Here is an 18,347-nt window from a genome sequence, read left to right on the forward strand (position 1 = left end):
ACCTCGCGTCGCTATGTCGACCTGCGACGCCAGGGCACGGCCACCTGTCGCCGCCCCGGGTAGGGGCGGGCTCCGGCGCGCCTCTGTCCTCCGAGACGTGTCGGCCCCGTTCCAGAGGACGGTCCTCATGCCCCGTAGCGCGGTTCCCACCCTGCCCTCCCCCGTTCCGCGTGCCGCCGACAGCGACCGGCGGCGCACCAGCGCCAGTGTCGTGCTGCGCTCCGTGCTGGAGCACGGGCCGGTGGCGCGCAGCACCATCGCCCGGCTGACCGGGCTGTCGCCCGCGTCCGTGACCGAGCACTGCGCCCGGCTCGCCGAGCGGGGCCTGATCCGGGAGTCGGCCGCGCCCCGCCGCTCCAACGGGATGGGCCGCCCGCACGTGCCCGTCGACCTGGACGCCTCCCGCTTCCTGGTCGCCGGGGTGCACGTGGCCGTGCCGTACACGACGGTGGCGCTGCTGGATCTGCGCGGCCGGGTGGTGGCACAGCGGGAGCTGCGGCACGAGCGGACCGAGCCGGGCCGGGTGCTGGCGCGGGCGTCCGAGGGGCTCGCGGGGCTGCTGGCCGGGATGCCGGACCGGCGCCCGCTGGGGGTCGGGGTGGCGGTGGGCGGCTGGGTGGACCGGGAGACGGGCACCGTGGTCGAGCACGAGCTGCTGGGCTGGCGGGACGTGCCGGTGCGGGAGCTGCTCGGTGCCCGCACCGGCCTGCCGGTCGAGGTGGACGGGCACGCGCGGGCGCTGGTGCACGGGGAGCGGCTGTTCGGGCGGGCCCGGGGCAGCCGGAGCGTGCTGCACCTGTTCGTGGGCAACGTGGTGGACGCCGCCTTCGCCACCCATGCCGAGGTGCACTACGGGCCCCGGTCCGCGGCCGGTGCGATCGCCCATCTGCCGGTGCCGGGCGGCACCGAGCCGTGCGCGTGCGGCCGTACCGGCTGCCTCCAGGTGGAGTTGAGCGAGCGGACGCTGTGCCGGCGGGCGCGGGCGGCCGGGGTGATCGGCTCGGCCAACCCGATGCACGTGGTGGCCGCGGCGGCGAGCGGGGACCCGGTGGCCCGGCGGCTGCTGGCGGACCGGGCCCGGACGACGGGGCGGGCGGCCGGGCTGCTGCTGGACGTGCTGAACCCGGAGACGGTCGTGGTCACCGAGGTCGGTGTCATGCACTTCGAGGACTGCCTGGAGGCACTGCGGGAGGCGGTCGGCCCGGAGCGTTCCGCCGCCGTCGTGCCGACGAGTTTCCCGGATTCCGTGCTGGCGGTGGCGGGCGGATCGGTCGTCCTGGACGCACTGTTCCGGGATCCGCTGGGTGCGTCACCTCAGGGTATTTAATTCAGAAACTCGGAATGTTGACAGGGGGCGAGCATGACCGGGAACATCCTGGTCATGAGCTCCTTCACCAGCTGTCGCACCTTCTGTTGCTGACATATTGCCGCGCATGAAGCGCGTGTTTCCCGCTGTGTGAGCTCCTCTTCCCCGGCCTTGTCCGCCGGAATTCCTCCTGCCTTCCCCGCCTTTTCCCGCTCTTTTTCTCCTGGGAGTCCTCCCATGCACCGTCGTGCCTTTCTCACCTCCGTTTTCGGCGCGTCCGCCGCCGTGGCCGGCCTGTCCGGCTGCGCGCAGGGCGACGCCGCCGCCGACACCAGCGGAGCCGCCACCAAGCCGCTCGCCGCCAAGGTCCCGGCCGGCACCAGACTGAAGATCGCCTCCTATCTGGGCCAGCAGCAGCTGCAGTTCAGGCTGGCGAAGCTGCCCGAGCTGCCGTTCACGGTGTCCGACTGGGTGAACATCGGGGCGGGCCCGGACGTGATCAACGCGTTCCGCGCCAAGTCCCTGGACCTCGCCAACAACGCCGGCATCCCGCCGATCCAGGCCCACTACCAGGGCTACGACGCGAAGATCGTGGCGATCGACATCACCCGCAAGCCGAACTACCTCTTCGCCACCAAGCCCGGCAGCGACGTGCGCACGGTGGCGGACTTCAAGGGCAGGAAGCTCGCGTTCTCCCAGGGCCAGGCGCAGGGTGTGGTGCTGCTGCGGGCGCTGAAGAAGGCGGGCCTGGCCTACGACGACGTGAAGCTGGTCCCGCTGACCAGCAACCAGTTCTTCACCGCCCTGCAGTCCGGTCAGGTGGACGTGGCGCCGCTCGCCATCAGCCAGGCGCCCGCCTATCTGAAGCAGTACGGGCCCAAGGGCGCCCGCGCCATCCCCACCGACGTCGTCGACCTGCTCAACCTGCTGTGGGCCCCGCAGTCCGTGCTGAACGACCCGGCGAAGGCCGCCGCGATCGCCGCCTACATCCCGCAGTGGGCCAAGGGCCAGGTGTGGCAGTACGAGCACCCGGACGTGTGGGACGAGGAGTTCTACGTCAAGACGCAGAACCTCACCCTCGCCCAGGCCCGGGGCATCACCGAGCTGGCCAACAAGCCGCTCTTCCCGCCCTCCTGGGACGAGGCCATCCGCTGGGAGCAGCAGACCGCCGACCTGCTCGCCGAGGGCGGCTTCGTGAAGAAGTTCGACGTGTCCTCGCTGTTCGACCACCGCTTCGAGGCCATCGCCGCCAAGGCCGTACCCGAGGAGTACCGGAGGTGACCGCCGTGACCACGACGACGACGGCCGTGGCGGCGCCGGCCGCCGGGGAACTCCCCCAGGTCCGCAGGCGCCGCCGGCTGTCCCCCGGCCGCCGGCTGCCTGCCGCCCGGCTGGCCGGCCCGCTGGCGCTGCTCGCCGCGTGGGCCGCCGCCTCGGCCGCCGGAGCCCTCGACCCGGGGGCGATCCCGGCGCCCTGGACGGTGCTGCGGACGGCCGGCCACCTGTGGACGGACGGCACACTGCCCACCGACGTGCTGACCTCGCTGCAGCGGGCCGGCTACGGCTTCGCGATCGGCCTGACCGCCGGGGTGCTGCTCGCGCTCGTCTCCGGTCTGAGCCGGGCCGGGGAGGCGCTGATCGACGGGACCGTGCAGCTCAACCGGGCGATCCCCACCCTCGGTCTGATCCCGCTGTTCATCCTCTGGCTGGGCATCGGCGAGACCTTCAAGATCGCCATCATCGCGATCGTCGTCTACGTACCGATCTATCTGAACACGCACGCCGCGCTGTCCGGCATCGACAGCCGGTTCGTCGAACTCGCCGAGGTGCAGGGCCTGTCGCGGCTCGGCTTCGTCCGCCAGGTCGTGATCCCCGGCGCGCTGCCCGGATTCTTCGTGGGACTCCGGCTCGGCGTGACCGGCTCCTGGGTGGGCCTGGTGGTCCTGGAACAGATCAACGCGACCAGCGGCCTCGGCTACATGATGTTCCAGGCGCAGAACTACGGCCAGAGCGACGTCATCCTGGTCGGCCTGCTCATCTACGGCGTCTTCGGCCTGGTCTCCGACAGCGTGGTCCGACTCATCGAACGGAGGGTGCTGCCGTGGCGCCGCACACTCGGCAACTGACCCGGCCCGCCGTGCGGCTGCGCGGCCTGACCCGCTCGTTCGGGGGCCGTACGGTCCTCGACGGCATCGACCTGGACCTGCCCGCCGGGCAGTTCACGGCACTGCTCGGGCACAGCGGCTCCGGCAAGTCGACCCTGCTGCGCGCGATCGCCGGCCTGGACCACGGGGTGGCGGGCGAGGGGCGGCTGACGGCGCCCGAGCGGGTGTCGGTCGTCTTCCAGGACTCGCGGCTGCTGCCCTGGCGGCGGGTGCTGGACAACGTCCTGCTCGGCCTGGACGGCAAGGACGCCGGGGAACGCGGCCGGGCGGCCCTGACGGAGGTCGGCCTGGGCGGCCGGGAGCGGGCCTGGCCGGGTGAACTGTCCGGCGGCGAGGCCCAGCGGGCGGCGCTCGCCCGCTCCCTGGTGCGCGAGCCGGAACTGCTGCTGGCCGACGAGCCGTTCGGCGCGCTGGACGCGCTGACCCGGATCCGGATGCACTCCCTGCTGCGGGAGCTGTGGCAGCGCCACCGGCCCTCGGTGCTGCTCGTCACCCACGACGTGGACGAGGCGATCGTGCTCGCCGACCGGGTCCTCGTCCTGGACTCCGGCCGCATCGGCCTCGACCTGACCATCGACCATCCCCACCCGCGCTCCTACCGGGAGCCGGTGCTGGGCGAGTACCGCGAGCGGCTGCTGGCCGCCCTGGGTGTCACGGAGGACCACCGGTGACCACGAGGAAGCTCCACCTGAACGCGTTCCTGATGAACACCGGCCACCACGAGGCGTCGTGGCGGCTCCCGGAGAGCGACCCGTACGCCCACGTGGAGCTGAGCCACTACGTCCACCTGGCCCGGACCGCCGAGCGCGGCACGTTCGACTCCCTGTTCCTGGCCGACGGCCCCCAGCTGTGGGGCAGCCTCGCCCAGCGGCCGGCCGGCGCCCTGGAGCCGCTCACCCTGCTGACCGCGCTGGCGACGGCGACCGAGCACATCGGTCTGATCGCCACCGCCTCCACCTCCTACAACTCCCCGTACAACCTGGCCCGCAGGTTCGCCTCGCTGGACATCGTCAGCGGCGGCCGGGCCGGCTGGAACATCGTCACCACCGCCGGCGCGGAGGCCGCCCGGAACTTCGGGCTCGACGCGGAGCCGGCGCACGCCGAGCGGTACGCGCGCGCCGCCGAGTTCCTGGACGTGGCCCTGAAACTGTGGGACAGCTGGGAGGACGACGCGATCGTCGCCGACAAGGCGGCCGGCGTCTGGGGCGACGACAGCAAGATCCACCCGCCCCGGCACCAGGGGACGTACTTCAGCGTCGAGGGCGCCCTCAACGTGCCCCGCACCCCGCAGGGCTACCCGCTGCTGGTGCAGGCCGGCTCGTCGGAGGACGGCAAGGCGTTCGCCGCCCGGTACGCGGAGGCGGTGTTCACCGCCCAGCAGACACTGGCCGGCGCGCAGGCCTTCTACGCCGACCTGAAGTCCCGTACCCGGGCCGCGGGCCGGGACCCGGAGCACGTGAAGGTGCTGCCCGGAATCGTCCCCGTGCTCGGGTCCACGCAGGCCGAGGCGCGCGCCGCCGAGCAGCTGCTGGAGGACCACATCGTGTACGAGCACGGGGTGGGCCGGCTGGAGAGCCTGCTGCAGCTGCCGGCCGGGACGCTGCGGCTGGACGGCCGGCTACCCGCCGACCTGCCGCCGGAGTCCGCCATCGAGGGGGCCAAGAGCCGCTACACGCTCGTGGTGGAGCTGGCCCGGCGCGAGCGGCTCACCGTGCGGCAGCTGATCGGCCGGCTCGGCGGCGGGCGCGGGCACCTCACCTTCGCCGGGACGCCCGAGCAGGTCGCCGGCCAGATCGAGACCTGGTTCACGCAGGGGGCCGCCGACGGCTTCAACATCATGCCGGCCGTGCTGCCCTCCGGTCTGGAGGCGTTCGTCGAGCACGTCGTACCCCTGCTGCGCGCCCGCGGTCTGCTGCGCACCGGGTACGGGCCGCGGCAGACCCTGCGCGAGCGCTACGGCCTGCCCCGCCCCGCCAACCAGTACCTGTCCCCCGCCCCCGCGCCCGCCCTCGTCTGAGAGGAACCCCCATGTCCATCGAGATCACCAAGGTCACCGCGCGTATCGGCGCCCGCGTCTCGGGCGTCGACATCTCCCGGCCGCTCGCCCCGGAGGAGGTCACCGCGGTCCGGGAGGCCCTGAACGTCCACAAGGCGCTCGTCTTCGACGACGTGCGCCTGGACGACGCCGGCCAGCAGGCCTTCGCCCGCCACCTCGGCGACCTGACCACGGCCCACCCGACGGTCGGTGCGGTCGACGGCGCCCCGAACGTGCTGCCGGTCGACAGCGAGCGGGGCCGCGCCAACCACTGGCACACGGACGTCACCTTCGTCCTCAACCCGCCGCAGGCCAGCACCCTGCGCTCGCTCACCGTCCCGCCGTACGGCGGGGAGACGCTGATCGCCAACGCGGCGGCGGCCTACCAGGACCTGCCCGAGCCGCTGCGCCGCCTGGCCGACACGCTGTGGGCGGAGCACACCAACGACTACGACTACGCGGTGCCGGACGAGGAGATCGACGAGGAGAAGGCCGCGCAGCGCGCCCAATTCACGTCGATCACGTACCGCACCGCCCACCCGGTGGTCCGCGTCCACCCGCTGACCGGGGAGCGCGGGCTGTTCGTCGGCGGGTTCGCGCAGCGGATCGCCGGCCTGTCCCTCGGCGAGTCCCGCAAGATCCTCGACCTGCTCCAGGCGTACGTCACCCGTCCGGAGAACGTGCTGCGCCACCGCTGGTCGGAGAACCAGCTGGTCCTCTTCGACAACCGCATCACCCAGCACTACGCCATCGACAACTACGACGGCCTGCCGCGCCGCCTGCACCGGGTGACCGTCGCCGGTGACGTCCCGGTCGGCATCGAGGGCAAGGAAAGCTACTCGATCGAAGGGGACGCCTCCCACTACACACCCGTGGCCGCGTAGCCGTATATTCACGGACCGTACGACAAGGTGTCCGGATAGTGGGCGGTCCCTTCGCGTGAGCGGACGGGCCGCCCACACTGGCGGGGTTTTTGCCCGCCCATTGCCCTGGTGGAGCCGCGCCCATGCCCAGTAGTACGACCGAGGAGACACCGCCGCAGCAGCAGGCGGACGGATCCCTCTCCCATGGCCTCAAGCAGCGCCATCTGTCGATGATCGCCCTCGGCGGCGTGATCGGCGCCGGACTCTTCGTCGGTTCCGGTGCCGGCATCGCCGCCGCCGGCCCGTCCATCGTGATCGCCTACACCGTCTCCGGCCTCCTGGTGATGCTGGTGATGCGGATGCTCGGCGAGATGTCCGCCGTCTACCCGTCGTCGGGCTCCTTCTCGGCGCACGCCGAGCGGGCCATCGGCCCGTGGGCGGGCTTCGCCGCCGGCTGGTCGTTCTGGGTGCTGCTGTGCACGGCGGTCGGCCTGGAGGGCATCGGCGCCGCGCACATCGTCTCCGGCTGGCTGCCCGGCACGCCGGAGTGGATGTGGGTGGCCCTGTTCATGGTCGTCTTCTGCGGCACCAACCTGGCCGCCGTGAAGAACTTCGGCGAGTTCGAGTTCTGGTTCGCCGCGCTGAAGGTCGGCGCGATCAGCCTGTTCCTGATCCTGGGGGCCCTGGCCATCGCGGGCGTGCTGCCCGGCACGGACTCCCCCGGTGCCTCGCACCTCAGCCACTTCCTCCCGCACGGCAGCGAAGGCCTGATCATCGGCCTGCTGGCGTCCGTCTTCTCCTACGGCGGCATGGAGACGGTCACCATCGCCGCGGCCGAGTCGGAGAACCCGGTCAAGGGCGTGGCCTCCGCCGTGCGCACCGCGATGTGGCGCATCGCCCTGTTCTACATCGGCTCCATGCTGGTCGTCGTCACCCTGGTCCCGTGGGACTCCAAGGACGTCGTCGAGAAGGGCCCGTACGTCGCCACGCTCGACCACCTCGGCATCCCCGGCGCCGGCCAGCTGATGAACGTCGTCGTGCTGGTCGCCCTGCTCTCGGCGATGAACGCCAACATCTACGGCTCCTCGCGCATCGCCTTCTCCCTGGTCGAGCGCGGCCAGGGCCCGAAGGTGCTGGCGAAGCTGTTCGGCGGGGTCCCGCGGATCGCGGTGCTCGTCTCCTGCGTCCTCGGGTTCGTGTGCGTCCTGCTCAGCTACTGGAGCCCGAACGGCGCCTTCAAGTGGCTGCTGAACATGATCGGCGCGGTCATCCTGGTCGTCTGGATCTTCATCGCGGTGTCCCAGCTGATGCTGCGCCGCCGCATCGAGCGCGAGGCCCCGGAGAAGCTGGTCGTGCGCATGTGGGCGTTCCCGTGGCTGACCTGGCTCGCGCTGGCCGGCATGGCCGGGATCTTCGTCCTGATGGCCCGTGAGTCGGACACCCGGGTGCAGCTGTACTCGACGGGCCTGATGACGCTGATCCTGGCGGCCGTCGGCTACGCCCGGCAGCGGATGCGCGCCCGGCGCTGACCGCCGTACCGTCCGGCGAAGGCCCCCACGTGTGTCACGTGGGGGCCTTCGTGGTGCTCGGGCTCCCCGCCGCCGTGAAAGGTGAGAAGACGATCACGAGGGGCAGGCGCCTTATTGCGACCTTGTTGCAATTGCAGTTTAGCAGCAGGTAGGGAGGTTGAGGGCGAGCAGCGCGGTCTGCTCGCCGTCGATCCGCAGCTCGGTCAGCGCCGCGTTCCGCAGCTGCGGCAGGACCCGGCGGTACTCGGACAGCGGGATGCCCAGCAGGGAGCACAGCACCAGGCGGAGCAGGGTGTTGTGGGCGACGACCAGGACCCGCTCGCCGGGGTGGGCGGCGGCGATCCGGCGCAGCGCCGCGGTGCCGCGTGCCGCCGCCGCGCGGGGGTCCTCGGCGCCGGGGAACGGGTGCCCCACCGGATCCGCGCGGTACGCCTCCGCCGCGGCCGGGTCGTCCACCGCGAACTCCGCGAGCGTACGGCCCTCCAGCACGCCGAAACCGCACTCGCGCAGGCCGGCCTCGCGGCGCGGGACGAGCCCGAGGGCCCGGCAGGCCGGCTCGGCGGTGACGACCGCCCGGGACAGGGGCGAGGTCCACACCGCGTCCACCGGGTGCCCGGCGGCCCACCGCCCCAGCGCCTCGGCCTGGTCGCGCCCGGTGTCCGTCAGGGCCACATCGCTCACACCGGCGTACCGGTTCTCGGCGTGCCACACGGTCTGGCCGTGCCGGGCCAGCAGGAGGGTGGTGGGAGTCATGGGCAGCAGTATCCCGGGCGGAGCGCCCCTCACAGCCGCGCCCGCGCGTGCGCGGCCACCGGGTGCGGCAGCCACCCCCGCGCCTCCAGCTCCCCCACCAGCCGGGCGTAGGGCTCGGTGAAGCGGGCGGTGCGGCCGGGGCGGGGCTCGACCGTGGTGCCGGGGCGCACCATCGCCTCGGCCACCGCGGCGAGCGTCGGCCCCGCCCCGGTGCCGTACGCGGCCAGGGCGGCCATGCCCAGCGCCGGCTCGGTGCGGGCCGGGACGTGCAGCGGCCGGCCCAGGACGTCGGCGCGCAGCTGGGTCCAGTAGGCGCTGCGGGCGCCCCCGCCGGTGGCGGTGAGGGTGCCGTCGAGGGGGGCGCCCAGGTGGTGGAGGTAGTCCAGGCAGAGGCGTTCGGTGAAGGCCACGCCCTGGAGGAGGGCCGCCCACAGGTCGGCGTCCGACACCGGGTCGCCGAGCAGCAGGGAGGTGGCCCGCGGGGCGAGGAAGGGGAAGCGTTCACCGGGCGAGACGAGCGGATAGGCGACCGCGGCCGAGGGCTCGAAGGCGGCGGCGCGGGCGTCCAGCGCGGCCGGGTCCGCGCCCGGGAAGCGGGCCGTGAGCACGCCGGCGCCGACGCTGGAGGCCCCGCCCGGCAGCCAGGTGCCGTCGGGCGCGCGGTGGTTGTAGACCACCCCGGCCGGGTCGGACACCGGCCGCGCGGCGGCGCCCTTGAGGACCAGTGTCGTCCCCAGCACCGAGTTCCAGGCGCCCTCGCGCAGCGCGCCGGCGGCGATCTGGGCGGCGCAGCCGTCGGTCATGCCGGCGACGACGGGCGTGCCGGCCGGGATCCCGGTGGCCCCGGCGGCGGCCGGGCAGACCTCGCCGAGCCGGGTGCCGGGCCGCACCACCTCCGGGAGGACGCCCGCGGGCAGTCCGGTGAGGTCGGGCCACGCCTCGCGGTGCAGGTCGTAGGCCGTCTTCAGGGCGTGGCTGGAGTCGCTGGGCACCGGGCGGCCCACCAGCCGGGCGGTGATCACGTCCGGCTGGTGGGCGACCCGGCCCGGGCCGTGCGCGCCGACCAGCCAGCGCACCTTGGGCAGCGCCCAGGTGTCCTGCACCGCGAGCCCGGCGGAGCGCAGCCGGCCCGCCTCGGCGGCGGCCCGCCCGTCGTCGTACATCAGCGCGGGGCTCACCGGCCGGCCGCCGTCGTCCGTGAGCAGCACGGTCCCGGACGTCCCGCACACCGCGACCCCGGCCACCCGGACCCGCGCCCCGGCGAGCGCCGCCCGGCAGGCCGTGCCCACCGCCGCCCACCACTCCAGGGGGTCCTGCTCATGCCGCACCCCCTCCCGGCGTCCCCGGGTGAGCGGCACCGCACCGCTGCCGGACACCCTGCCGTCGGCCGTCACCAGCAGCGCCCGCGCCCCCTGCGTGCCGAGGTCGACCCCGAGCCACGCCTCATCCATCCGAACCTCCGCTTCTCGCGACCGGTCCTGTGAACTTCCCACGCTCCTTCGAGATTTCCCCCTGATTTCCCCGTGCGCAAGGGATTGACGGCGTGTCAGCCGCGATACACCCTCTGTTGCCGGGCCGACTCGCACGGTGAACCGCCCGGCCCCACCGCCCCGCCGACGAAAGGTCCCGGATGGACAAGGCACCGCAGGGTCCCGTGGCCCGGCAGGCCGCCCTGGCCGGCCTCGTCCTCGCCGAGGGCTCGGCGAGCGCGGCGGAGCTGGCCGAGCGGTTCGGGGTCAGCCTGATGACCATCCACCGGGACCTGGACGAGCTGGAACGGCAGGGCGTCGTACGGAAGTTCCGCGGCGGGGTGACCGCGCAGCCGTCGGGGGTGTTCGAGTCGAACGTGCAGTACCGGCTGAAGACCATGCGCCCGCAGAAGGCCGCCCTCGCCGAGCGGGCGGTGCGGCAGATCGAACCCGGCATGGCCGTCCTGCTGGACGACTCCACCTCCGCCCTGGAGATAGCGCGCCGGCTGCGGCTCGGCGGGATCACCCCGCTCACCGTCGTCACCAACTTCCTGGAGGCGATCAACCTCCTCGCCGAGCAGCGGGGCATCCGCCTGGTGGCGCTCGGCGGCGACTACGACCCGCTGCACTCCTCCTTCCTCGGGGTGTCCTGCGTGGAGGCCGTCGGCCAGCTCCGCGTCGACGTCGGCTTCGTGTCCACCTCGGGCGTGCACGGCGGCCACGCCTACCACCAGGAGCAGCACATCGTCTCGGTGAAGCGGGCGATGCTCGACATCGCCGCCCGGAACGTGCTGCTCGCCGACCACACCAAGCTGGGCCGGGTCGCCCTGCACCGGGTGGCCCCGCTGTCCCGCTTCGACCTGCTGCTGGTGGACGACGGGGCCGCCCCCGAGGCACTGCGCGACCTGGACGAGCACAAGGTGCGCTACGAGGTGTGCGCCACCGCGGCCGAGACGGGAGACCCCCTGCGATGACCTCCGGTGGAATGCGTGTGGTGGCCGCCGGCGACCACTTCGTCCTGCCGTCCCTGATCACGGCCGCGCTCGCGGCGGAGACCGACTGCGCGGTGCGGGAGCTGACCCTGGGCTGGCCGCTGGAGCCGTTCGGGCCGGTGGCCGAGGTGAGCGAGGCGAGCGACGCCGAGGACGAGCTGATCGCGGCCCTCGACGGCGCCGAGGTGCTGGTCACCCAGATGGCACCGGTCACCGAACGCGTCCTCGCCGCCTGCCCGGAGCTGCGGCTGGTCGTCGTCTGCCGGGGCGGACCGGTCAACGTCAACCTGGAGGCGGCCGGGCGGCACGGCGTGCGGGTGTGCTTCGCGCCCGGCCGCAACGCCGCCGCCACCGCCGAGTTCACCGTCGGCCTGCTGCTCGCCGCCCTGCGCCGCATCCCGCAGGCCCACGACCTCCTGGCCCGGCAGGGCAGTTGGGCCGGTGCGTCGTACTACACCTACGAGGACAGCGGCCTGGAGCTGGAGGACCTGCCGGTCGGGCTCGTCGGCTACGGCGCGGTCGGCAGCCGGGTCGCCCGGGTGCTGTCCGCGTTCGGGGCGCGGGTGATGGTGTACGACCCGTACGTGCGCGGCGAGGTGCACGGGCTGCGCCTGTCGTCGCTGGACGACCTGCTGCGCCGCTCCCGTGTCATCACCCTGCACGCCCGGCTCACCGCCGAGACCCGCGGTCTGCTCGGCGCCCGGGAGCTGGCGCTGCTGCCGCCGGGCGCGGTGGTGGTCAACGCGGCCCGGGGCCCGCTGCTGGACGAGGACGCGCTGTGCGACGCGCTGGCCGCAGGGCGGCTGTCGGCGGCGGCCCTGGACACCTTCGCCCGCGAACCGCTGCCGGCGGACTCCCGGCTGCGCGCGCTGTCCGACCGCGTGGTGCTCACCCCGCACCTGGGCGGCGCCAGCCGCGCGGTGGCGGAGAAGGCCGCCCGGATCGCCGCCGCCGAAGTGGGCCGGTGGGCCCGCGGGGAGCCCCTCGCGCATTGTCTGACCTGATTCCCCGGGAGGCTTGGCATGTTCGTCGGGATCGATGTGGGGACCTCGTTGGTGAAGGCCGCCGCCTTCGACCGGGGTGGGCGGCAACTGGCCGTCGAGGCACGGCCGGTGCACCTCGACGTGCGGCAGGGGGCCGTGGAGCAGGAGATGCGGGAGGTGTACGCGGCCGTCGTCGGTGTGCTGCGGACGCTGACCGCGCGGCTGGCGGCGCCCGTGGAGCTGGCCGGGCTGACCGGGCAGGGCGACGGGGTCTGGCTGGTGGACGCGGCGGGCCGCCCGGTGCGGCGGGCGCTCTCCTGGATGGACGGTCGGGCGCACGAACTGGTGGACCGGTGGCTGGCGGACGGCACCTTCGAGGCCGTCTTCCGGCGCACCGGCGGCGCGATGTTCCCGGGCTGCCCGGGACCGCTGCTGGCCTGGCTGGACCGGCACGAACCGGAGGCGCTGGACGCCGCCGCTGCGGCCGTCTACTGCAAGGACATGGTGTTCCAGCGGCTGACCGGTGCCGGGCGGGCGGTGACGGACGTGTCGGACGCGTCGATGCCGTTCCTGGACCCGCGCTCACGGTCGTACGACGACGGGGTGGTGGAGCTCCTCGGCCTCGGCCACCGGCGCGGGCTGCTCCCGGACATCGGCGATCCGATCTCGACCGGCGAGGCGGGCGGCGAGGGGCTGCCCGCCGGGACCCCGCTGGCGAACGGCCCGTACGACCTGGCCGCCTGCGCGCTCGGCGCCGGGGTGACCGCGCCCGGCGACGGCCTGCTGATCGTGGGCACGTGTCTGGCGAGCCTGGTCGCCACCACCGAGCTGGACCTGGACGGCGAACCGGCGGGGCTGTACATCTCCACCGACCGGCCCGGCCACTGGCTGCGCGCGATGCCCGCGATGGTCGGCACGGCGGCGCTCGACTGGGTGCTGCGCACGACGGGGGTCCGGCACGAGGAGCTGGAGGACCTGCTGGCCGCCGCCCCGCCGGGCTCGTCGGGGGTGCGGGTGCTGCCGTACTTCGCGCCGTCCGGTGAGCGGGCGCCCTTCGTGGAGCCCGGGCTGCGGGCCGAGCTGCTCGGGGTCTCGCTGGAGACGCGCCCCGCCGACCTGGTCCGGGCCACCTGCGAGGGCATCGGCTACGCGGCCCGGCACTGCCTGGAGGCGGCGGGCCTGACCGGTTCGCTCGCGGTGTGCGGCGGCGGCACCCGCAGCCTCGCCTGGACGGGCCTGCTGGCGGATGTGCTGGGCCGGCCGCTGAAGATGGTGGAGGGCGAGGTCGGCGCGCGGGGCGCGGTGCTCGCGGCCGCCGCCCGGTACGGCGTCCCCCTGGACACCGCCGCCTGGACCGGGCCGACCCGGGTGATCGAGCCGGACCCGGACCGGGTGGCGTACTACGCGAAGGGCTACGAGGAGCACCTGGAACTGCTGGCGGCGGCACGCGGACGGGCCCGGCGCTGAGCGCTCCGCGTCGCCGGGCCCGGTCAGACCAGGTTGCTGAAGTCCGGGCCCTTGGTGCGGGTGCGCTTGAGCTCGTAGAAGCCCGGCACGGAGGCCACGGCGAGGGTGCCGTCCCACAGGCGGGCCGCCTCCTCGCCCTGCGGGGCCGGGGTGACGACCGGGCCGAAGAAGGCGATCTGCTCGCCGTCGGGGCCGGGCACCGCGATGACGGGGGTGCCGACGTCCTGGCCGACCTTCTCGATGCCCTCCTTGTGGGAGGCGCGCAGCTCCGGCTCGTACGGCGTGGAGTCCCAGTGGTCCAGGAGGGACTCGGGCAGCCCCACGTCCTGCAGCGCGGCGGCCACGGCCGACTTCTCGGGGCCCTCGCCCTGGTTGTGGATGCGCGTGCCGAGCGCCGTGTAGAGGTCGCCGAGCACCTCCGGGCCGTGCTCCTGCCGGGCCGCGATGACGACGCGGACCGGGCCCCACGCCTTGGTCGCGAGCATCTCGCGGTACTCCTCGGGCAGCTCGTCGAGCCTGTCCTCGTTGAGCACGGCGAGGCTCATCACATGCCAGCGGACCTCGATGTCGCGGACCTTCTCCACCTCCAGCACCCAGCGGGAGGTCATCCAGGCCCAGGGGCACAGCGGGTCGAACCAGAAGTCGACGGGGGTCTTGTCCGACATGTCTCTCCTCGTCAGGAACTCTTTCCCCGGGAAACGCCGTGGTCCGCCCCGCCATTCCCCGTCCGCCCCGTCAGGAGCGCATGGCAGGATCGGTCCTGTTCAGCCGCCATCCACGTGATCACAAGGGAGTGCCGTCCGTGCCCGGTGAGAATCTGTCCCGCGACGAGGCCCGGGAGCGGGCCGCCCTGCTGTCCGTCGACGGCTACGAGGTGTCCCTGGACCTGCGGTCCGCCGTCGGCGACGCGGGCGGCGAGCCGCGCACGTTCCGCTCGGTGACCACCGTCCGCTTCCGCTGCAACGAGCCGGGTGCCGCCGGCTTCGCCGATCTGATCGCGCCGAGCGTGACGTCCGTCTCGCTGAACGGCCGGGACCTGGACCCGGGCGAGGTCTTCGACGGCTCCCGGATCGCGCTGGAGGACCTGGCCGCGGAGAACGAGCTGGTGGTGGACGCTCAGTGCGCCTACTCCCGCACCGGCGAGGGCCTGCACCGCTTCGTCGACCCGGAGGACGGCGAGGTCTACCTGTACACGCAGTACGAGCCGGCCGACGCCCGCCGGGTGTTCGCGAACTTCGAGCAGCCGGACCTGAAGGCGCCGTACCGCTTCGAGGTGCGGGCGCCCGAGGGGTGGACGGTGTGGAGCAACGGCGCCGGTGAACTCACGGACGGTGTCTGGCGGTTCGCGGAGACCAAGCCGATCTCGACGTACATCACGTGCGTGGTGGCGGGCCCGTACCACTATGTGACGGACTCCTACACGCGCACCTTCGAGGACGGCACGAAGCTGGAGATCCCGCTCGGCGCGATGTGCCGCAAGGGTCTCGCCCCGCACTTCGACGCCGACGACGTGTTCCTGGTGACGAAGCAGGGCCTGGACTTCTTCCACGACCACTTCGACCACCCGTACCCGTTCGGGAAGTACGACCAGGCGTTCGTGCCCGAGTACAACCTGGGTGCGATGGAGAACCCGGGTCTGGTGACCTTCCGCGAGGAGTACATCTTCCGCGGGAAGGTGACGCAGGCGTCGTACGAGGCGCGGGCCAACGTCATCCTGCACGAGATGGCGCACATGTGGTTCGGCGACCTGGTCACCATGGAGTGGTGGGACGACCTGTGGCTCAAGGAGTCCTTCGCGGACTTCATGGGCACGTTCGCCAACGTGGGCGCGACCCGCTTCAAGGACGCGTGGACCACCTTCGCCAACCGCCGCAAGGCCTGGGCGTACCGCGCGGACCAGCTGCCGTCCACGCATCCGATCACGGCGGACATCCGTGACCTGGAGGACGCCAAGCTGAACTTCGACGGCATCACCTACGCCAAGGGCGCCTCGGTGCTCAAGCAGCTGGTGGCGTACGTCGGCCAGGACGCCTTCCTGGAGGGCGCCCGGCGTTACTTCAAGCGCCACGCGTACGGCAACACCCGCCTGGGCGACCTGCTGTCGGTGCTGGCCGAGACCAGCGGCCGGGACATGACGGCGTGGTCGCGGTCCTGGCTGGAGACGGCCGGGGTGAACACGCTGACCCCGCAGGTGCTGCTGGACACCGAGGGCGGCCGGATCGCGGAGCTGGCCATCCTCCAGGAGGCCCCCGAGTCGCACCCGGAGCTGCGCCCGCACCGCATCGCGGTGGGCCTGTACCGCCGTACGCCCGCGGGGGCGCTGGAGCGGTACGCGCGCGTGGAGACGGACCTGCACGAGCCGCGTACGGTCGTGGCGGAGCTGGCGGGTGCCGAGGCGCCGGAGCTGGTGCTGGTCAACGACGACGACCTGACCTACTGCAAGGTCCGGTTCGACGAGACCTCGCTGGCGACGCTGCGGTCCGGCCTGGGCGGGCTGACGGACCCGCTGGCGCGCGCCCTGTGCTGGTCGGCGCTGTGGAACCTGACCCGGGACGGGCTGCTGCCGGCGCGCGACTTCATCGACCTGGTGCTGCGGTTCGCGGGCCGCGAGTCGGACATCGGCGTGCTGCAGATGCTGCACGCCTGGGCGAACTCGGCGCTGGTGCACTACGCGGCGCCGGCGTGGCGGGAGACCGGCGCGGAGCTGCTGGCCGAGGGGGCGCTGCGGGAGCTGCGGGCGGCCGAGGCGGGCAGTGAGCACCAGCTGGCCTGGGCGCGGTTCTTCGCCGCGGTGGCCTCCGCCGAGCCGGACCTGAAGCTGCTGGCGGACCTGCTGGACGGCACCACCGGGATCGAGGGGCTGGAGGTGGACCAGGAGCTGCGCTGGGCGTTCCTGGAGCCGCTGGCCGCGCACGGGGCGGCGGACGAGTCGGTGCTGGCGGCGGAGCTGGCCCGGGACGACACGGCGTCGGGCAAGCGGCACCAGGTGCGCTGCCTGGCCGCACGGCCGTCGGCGGCGGTCAAGGCGCAGGCGTGGGCGCAGGTGGTGGAGTCCGACGCGCTGTCGAACGCGCTGGTGGAGGCGACGATCTCGGGCTTCCAGCAGCCTTCGCAGCGGGAGCTGACCGCGCCGTACGCGCAGCTGTACTTCGCGGCGATCGAGCGGGTGTGGCGGGAGCGGTCGATCCAGATCGGCATGGACGTGGTGCGGGGTCTGTTCCCGGCGTACCAGGACCGGCGGGAGACGCTGGACGCGACGGACGTGTGGCTCCGGTCGCATGCCGACGCGGCGCCGGCACTGCGCCGGCTGGTGCTGGAGGCACGGGACGACCTGGCGCGGGCGCTGCGCGCACAGGAGTGCGACGCGGCGGCCGGCGACCGGTGACCTCCGGCCGGGCCGTGGCCTGAGCTTCCCCGGGCGGCGACCGTTACGAGATTCGGTCGAACCTAGCCGTAACCCCTGGTCCGCACCCGATCGGACCAGGGGTTTTCCGTACCTCCTCGGCATCCGAACACCTGACCTTTAGTCCCGTCTTGTCCGCATTCATCGACGGACGTGTAACAGCGGTTAAGAGGGCGGCCGGACAAGGGAATCCCGAGTCCATGACCCACAACACCCCGCTCTCCCCCCGCCCCCTGCGCCACCTCTCCGACGTCCACCGCCGCGTCCTGACGGCGGCCCAGCTGCGCGCCCACGGCGTGTCACCGGCCGAGCTGTCCGAGCAGTGCCGGGCCGGCGGCCCCTGGCGGGAGCTGCTCCCGAACGTGATCCTGCTGCACCCGGGGCCGCCCACCGGCGAGGAGCGGCTGCACGGGGCCCTGCTGTACGCGGCCCGCGCCGCCGAGCCGGCCGTCCCGGCCCAGCCGACCGCCGACAGCCCGCACCGGCCGCTGTACACCGACGCGGTGCTCACCGGCCTCGCCGCGCTGACCCTGCACGGCTTCTCGTCCACCCCACCGCCGGCCTCCGCGGACCACGTGGACGTCCTGGTCCCGCGCCCCCGCCGGCTGCGCTCCGCCGGCTACGTCCGCGTGCTGCGCACCCCGGCCCTGCCCACCCCGCAGACGGTGTCGGGCCTGCCGGTGGCCCCGGTGCCGCGGGCGCTGGCGGACGCGGTGGCCGAGCTGACGGACGCGGAGGCGGTACGCCGGCTGCTCACCGAGGCGGTGCGCGGCGGCCACTGCGAACCGGCGGCCGTGGTGCGCGAGCTGACCCTGGCGAAGCTGCTGCACCGCCCGCACCTGGTGGACGCCGTGGACGCCCTGGTCGCCGAGGGCCGCTCGATCGCCGAGGACCGCCTGTACCGGATGGTCAGCGAGTACGGCCTGCCCGACCCGGTCTGGAACGTCGACCTGCGCCTGCCCGGCGGTCCGCACCTCGGCGGCCTGGACGCCTACTGGCCGGACCAGGCGGTCGCCCTGGAACTCGACACCCGCGCACCCCGGCAGGGCCGGGGGCAGGACGACGACGCGCTGTGGTCGGAGTACGCCCGCAAGCGCGAGCACCTGGAGCGCCTCGGCATCACGGTCGTGCACATCACGCCGAGGAAGCTCCGGCAGTCCCTGGAGCAGCAGGCGGCGGTGGTGCGGACGGCGCTGATGGCGTCCGGGGACCGCGATCCCGCCGCGTACGTCCTGGTGCTGCCCCGGTAGTGACGGACCGGGGTGACGCCGGGAGGGGCCGAGGGCCCTTGAGGAGGGGAGAGGAGGGGCCGCCGGGCCGGACGCCGGCGGCCCCTCCTCGTGCGTGCGCGCCGCCGCCCCCTCATGCGCGGCGCCGTCCGT

General features: G+C 73.6%; 15 protein-coding genes. 12 read left to right on the plus strand and 3 right to left on the minus strand.

Annotation, left to right across the window (positions count from 1 at the left end):
• Window positions 1-127: 127 nt before the first annotated feature.
• From IG05_RS0122160 to IG05_RS0122190, 7 genes are all read left to right on the plus strand, one after another.
• Window positions 128-1,327 carry an ROK family transcriptional regulator gene (locus IG05_RS0122160; RefSeq protein ID WP_030345102.1) on the plus strand — a complete coding sequence of 400 codons (1,200 nt, stop codon included), beginning with the start codon at window positions 128-130 and terminating at the stop codon, window positions 1,325-1,327.
• A gap of 216 nt (window positions 1,328-1,543) precedes the next feature.
• On the plus strand, window positions 1,544-2,587 hold the full coding sequence (locus IG05_RS0122165; protein WP_030345103.1) for an ABC transporter substrate-binding protein: 1,044 nt from the start codon (window positions 1,544-1,546) through the stop codon (window positions 2,585-2,587).
• A complete protein-coding gene (locus IG05_RS0122170; RefSeq protein WP_030345104.1) occupies window positions 2,584-3,432 on the plus strand; it encodes an ABC transporter permease in 849 nt (282 codons plus the stop codon). The genes IG05_RS0122165 and IG05_RS0122170 overlap by 4 nt, the downstream gene beginning before the upstream one ends.
• Window positions 3,408-4,142 carry an ABC transporter ATP-binding protein gene (locus IG05_RS0122175; protein WP_030345105.1) on the plus strand — a complete coding sequence of 245 codons (735 nt, stop codon included), beginning with the start codon at window positions 3,408-3,410 and terminating at the stop codon, window positions 4,140-4,142. The genes IG05_RS0122170 and IG05_RS0122175 overlap by 25 nt, the downstream gene beginning before the upstream one ends.
• Complete coding sequence (locus tag IG05_RS0122180; RefSeq protein WP_030345107.1) at window positions 4,139-5,488, plus strand: LLM class flavin-dependent oxidoreductase; 1,350 nt, start codon at window positions 4,139-4,141, stop codon at window positions 5,486-5,488. Before IG05_RS0122175 ends, IG05_RS0122180 begins: the two co-directional genes overlap by 4 nt.
• Window positions 5,489-5,499: 11 nt before the next feature.
• Window positions 5,500-6,390: a TauD/TfdA dioxygenase family protein gene (locus IG05_RS0122185; RefSeq protein WP_030345108.1), complete on the plus strand. Its 891-nt coding sequence runs from the start codon at window positions 5,500-5,502 to the stop codon at window positions 6,388-6,390.
• Window positions 6,391-6,512: 122 nt separating this feature from the next.
• The gene (locus IG05_RS0122190) at window positions 6,513-7,898 is read left to right on the plus strand and encodes an amino acid permease (RefSeq protein ID WP_030345109.1); all 1,386 of its coding nucleotides are present in this window, start codon (window positions 6,513-6,515) and stop codon (window positions 7,896-7,898) included.
• Between the two features lie 138 nt (window positions 7,899-8,036).
• Here IG05_RS0122190 and IG05_RS0122200 read toward each other — a convergent pair whose 3' ends face one another.
• Window positions 8,037-8,651 (minus strand): histidine phosphatase family protein, encoded by a 615-nt coding sequence (locus IG05_RS0122200; RefSeq protein ID WP_030345110.1) that lies wholly within the window; start codon window positions 8,649-8,651, stop codon window positions 8,037-8,039.
• Window positions 8,652-8,680: 29 nt separating this feature from the next.
• The gene (locus IG05_RS0122205) at window positions 8,681-10,102 is read right to left on the minus strand and encodes an FGGY-family carbohydrate kinase (protein ID WP_030345111.1); all 1,422 of its coding nucleotides are present in this window, start codon (window positions 10,100-10,102) and stop codon (window positions 8,681-8,683) included.
• A gap of 179 nt (window positions 10,103-10,281) precedes the next feature.
• Here IG05_RS0122205 and IG05_RS0122210 point away from each other — a divergent pair, with 179 nt between their 5' ends.
• The 3 genes from IG05_RS0122210 to IG05_RS0122220 are packed head-to-tail and all read left to right on the plus strand — an operon-like array spanning window position 10,282 to window position 13,562.
• Window positions 10,282-11,094 (plus strand): DeoR/GlpR family DNA-binding transcription regulator, encoded by an 813-nt coding sequence (locus tag IG05_RS0122210; RefSeq protein ID WP_037814424.1) that lies wholly within the window; start codon window positions 10,282-10,284, stop codon window positions 11,092-11,094.
• Window positions 11,091-12,116, plus strand: a complete 1,026-nt coding sequence (locus IG05_RS0122215) for a 2-hydroxyacid dehydrogenase (protein WP_030345113.1) — start codon at window positions 11,091-11,093, stop codon at window positions 12,114-12,116. The genes IG05_RS0122210 and IG05_RS0122215 overlap by 4 nt, the downstream gene beginning before the upstream one ends.
• Window positions 12,117-12,134: 18 nt before the next feature.
• Window positions 12,135-13,562 carry an FGGY-family carbohydrate kinase gene (locus tag IG05_RS0122220; protein WP_030345114.1) on the plus strand — a complete coding sequence of 476 codons (1,428 nt, stop codon included), beginning with the start codon at window positions 12,135-12,137 and terminating at the stop codon, window positions 13,560-13,562.
• Between the two features lie 23 nt (window positions 13,563-13,585).
• Here IG05_RS0122220 and IG05_RS0122225 read toward each other — a convergent pair whose 3' ends face one another.
• Window positions 13,586-14,227 carry a DsbA family protein gene (locus tag IG05_RS0122225; RefSeq protein ID WP_030345116.1) on the minus strand — a complete coding sequence of 214 codons (642 nt, stop codon included), beginning with the start codon at window positions 14,225-14,227 and terminating at the stop codon, window positions 13,586-13,588.
• A 137-nt stretch (window positions 14,228-14,364) separates the two neighbouring features.
• On the opposite strand from IG05_RS0122225, the gene pepN reads away from it, so the two are divergent.
• Both pepN and IG05_RS0122235 read left to right on the plus strand, forming a co-directional pair.
• Window positions 14,365-16,947, plus strand: a complete 2,583-nt coding sequence (gene pepN / locus IG05_RS0122230; protein ID WP_030345117.1) for an aminopeptidase N — start codon at window positions 14,365-14,367, stop codon at window positions 16,945-16,947.
• Between the two features lie 218 nt (window positions 16,948-17,165).
• Window positions 17,166-18,215, plus strand: a complete 1,050-nt coding sequence (locus IG05_RS0122235) for a hypothetical protein (RefSeq protein ID WP_030345119.1) — start codon at window positions 17,166-17,168, stop codon at window positions 18,213-18,215.
• Window positions 18,216-18,347: the final 132 nt, after the last annotated feature.

The organism is Streptomyces sp. NRRL S-1022, assembly GCF_000720135.1.
Taxonomy (GTDB): domain Bacteria; phylum Actinomycetota; class Actinomycetes; order Streptomycetales; family Streptomycetaceae; genus Streptomyces.

Excerpts from the sequence above, each read along its gene's own strand:
- IG05_RS0122185 (WP_030345108.1), top strand. The coding sequence starts at position 5,500 with ATGTCCATCGAGATCACCAAGGTCACCGCGCGTATCGGCGCCCGCGTC.
- IG05_RS0122190 (WP_030345109.1), top strand. The coding sequence starts at position 6,513 with ATGCCCAGTAGTACGACCGAGGAGACACCGCCGCAGCAGCAGGCGGAC.
- IG05_RS0122225 (WP_030345116.1), bottom strand. The coding sequence starts at position 14,227 with ATGTCGGACAAGACCCCCGTCGACTTCTGGTTCGACCCGCTGTGCCCC.
- IG05_RS0122160 (WP_030345102.1), top strand. The coding sequence starts at position 128 with ATGCCCCGTAGCGCGGTTCCCACCCTGCCCTCCCCCGTTCCGCGTGCC.
- IG05_RS0122235 (WP_030345119.1), top strand. The coding sequence starts at position 17,166 with ATGACCCACAACACCCCGCTCTCCCCCCGCCCCCTGCGCCACCTCTCC.
- IG05_RS0122200 (WP_030345110.1), bottom strand. The coding sequence starts at position 8,651 with ATGACTCCCACCACCCTCCTGCTGGCCCGGCACGGCCAGACCGTGTGG.
- IG05_RS0122215 (WP_030345113.1), top strand. The coding sequence starts at position 11,091 with ATGACCTCCGGTGGAATGCGTGTGGTGGCCGCCGGCGACCACTTCGTC.
- IG05_RS0122165 (WP_030345103.1), top strand. The coding sequence starts at position 1,544 with ATGCACCGTCGTGCCTTTCTCACCTCCGTTTTCGGCGCGTCCGCCGCC.
- IG05_RS0122220 (WP_030345114.1), top strand. The coding sequence starts at position 12,135 with ATGTTCGTCGGGATCGATGTGGGGACCTCGTTGGTGAAGGCCGCCGCC.
- IG05_RS0122210 (WP_037814424.1), top strand. The coding sequence starts at position 10,282 with ATGGACAAGGCACCGCAGGGTCCCGTGGCCCGGCAGGCCGCCCTGGCC.
- IG05_RS0122205 (WP_030345111.1), bottom strand. The coding sequence starts at position 10,102 with ATGGATGAGGCGTGGCTCGGGGTCGACCTCGGCACGCAGGGGGCGCGG.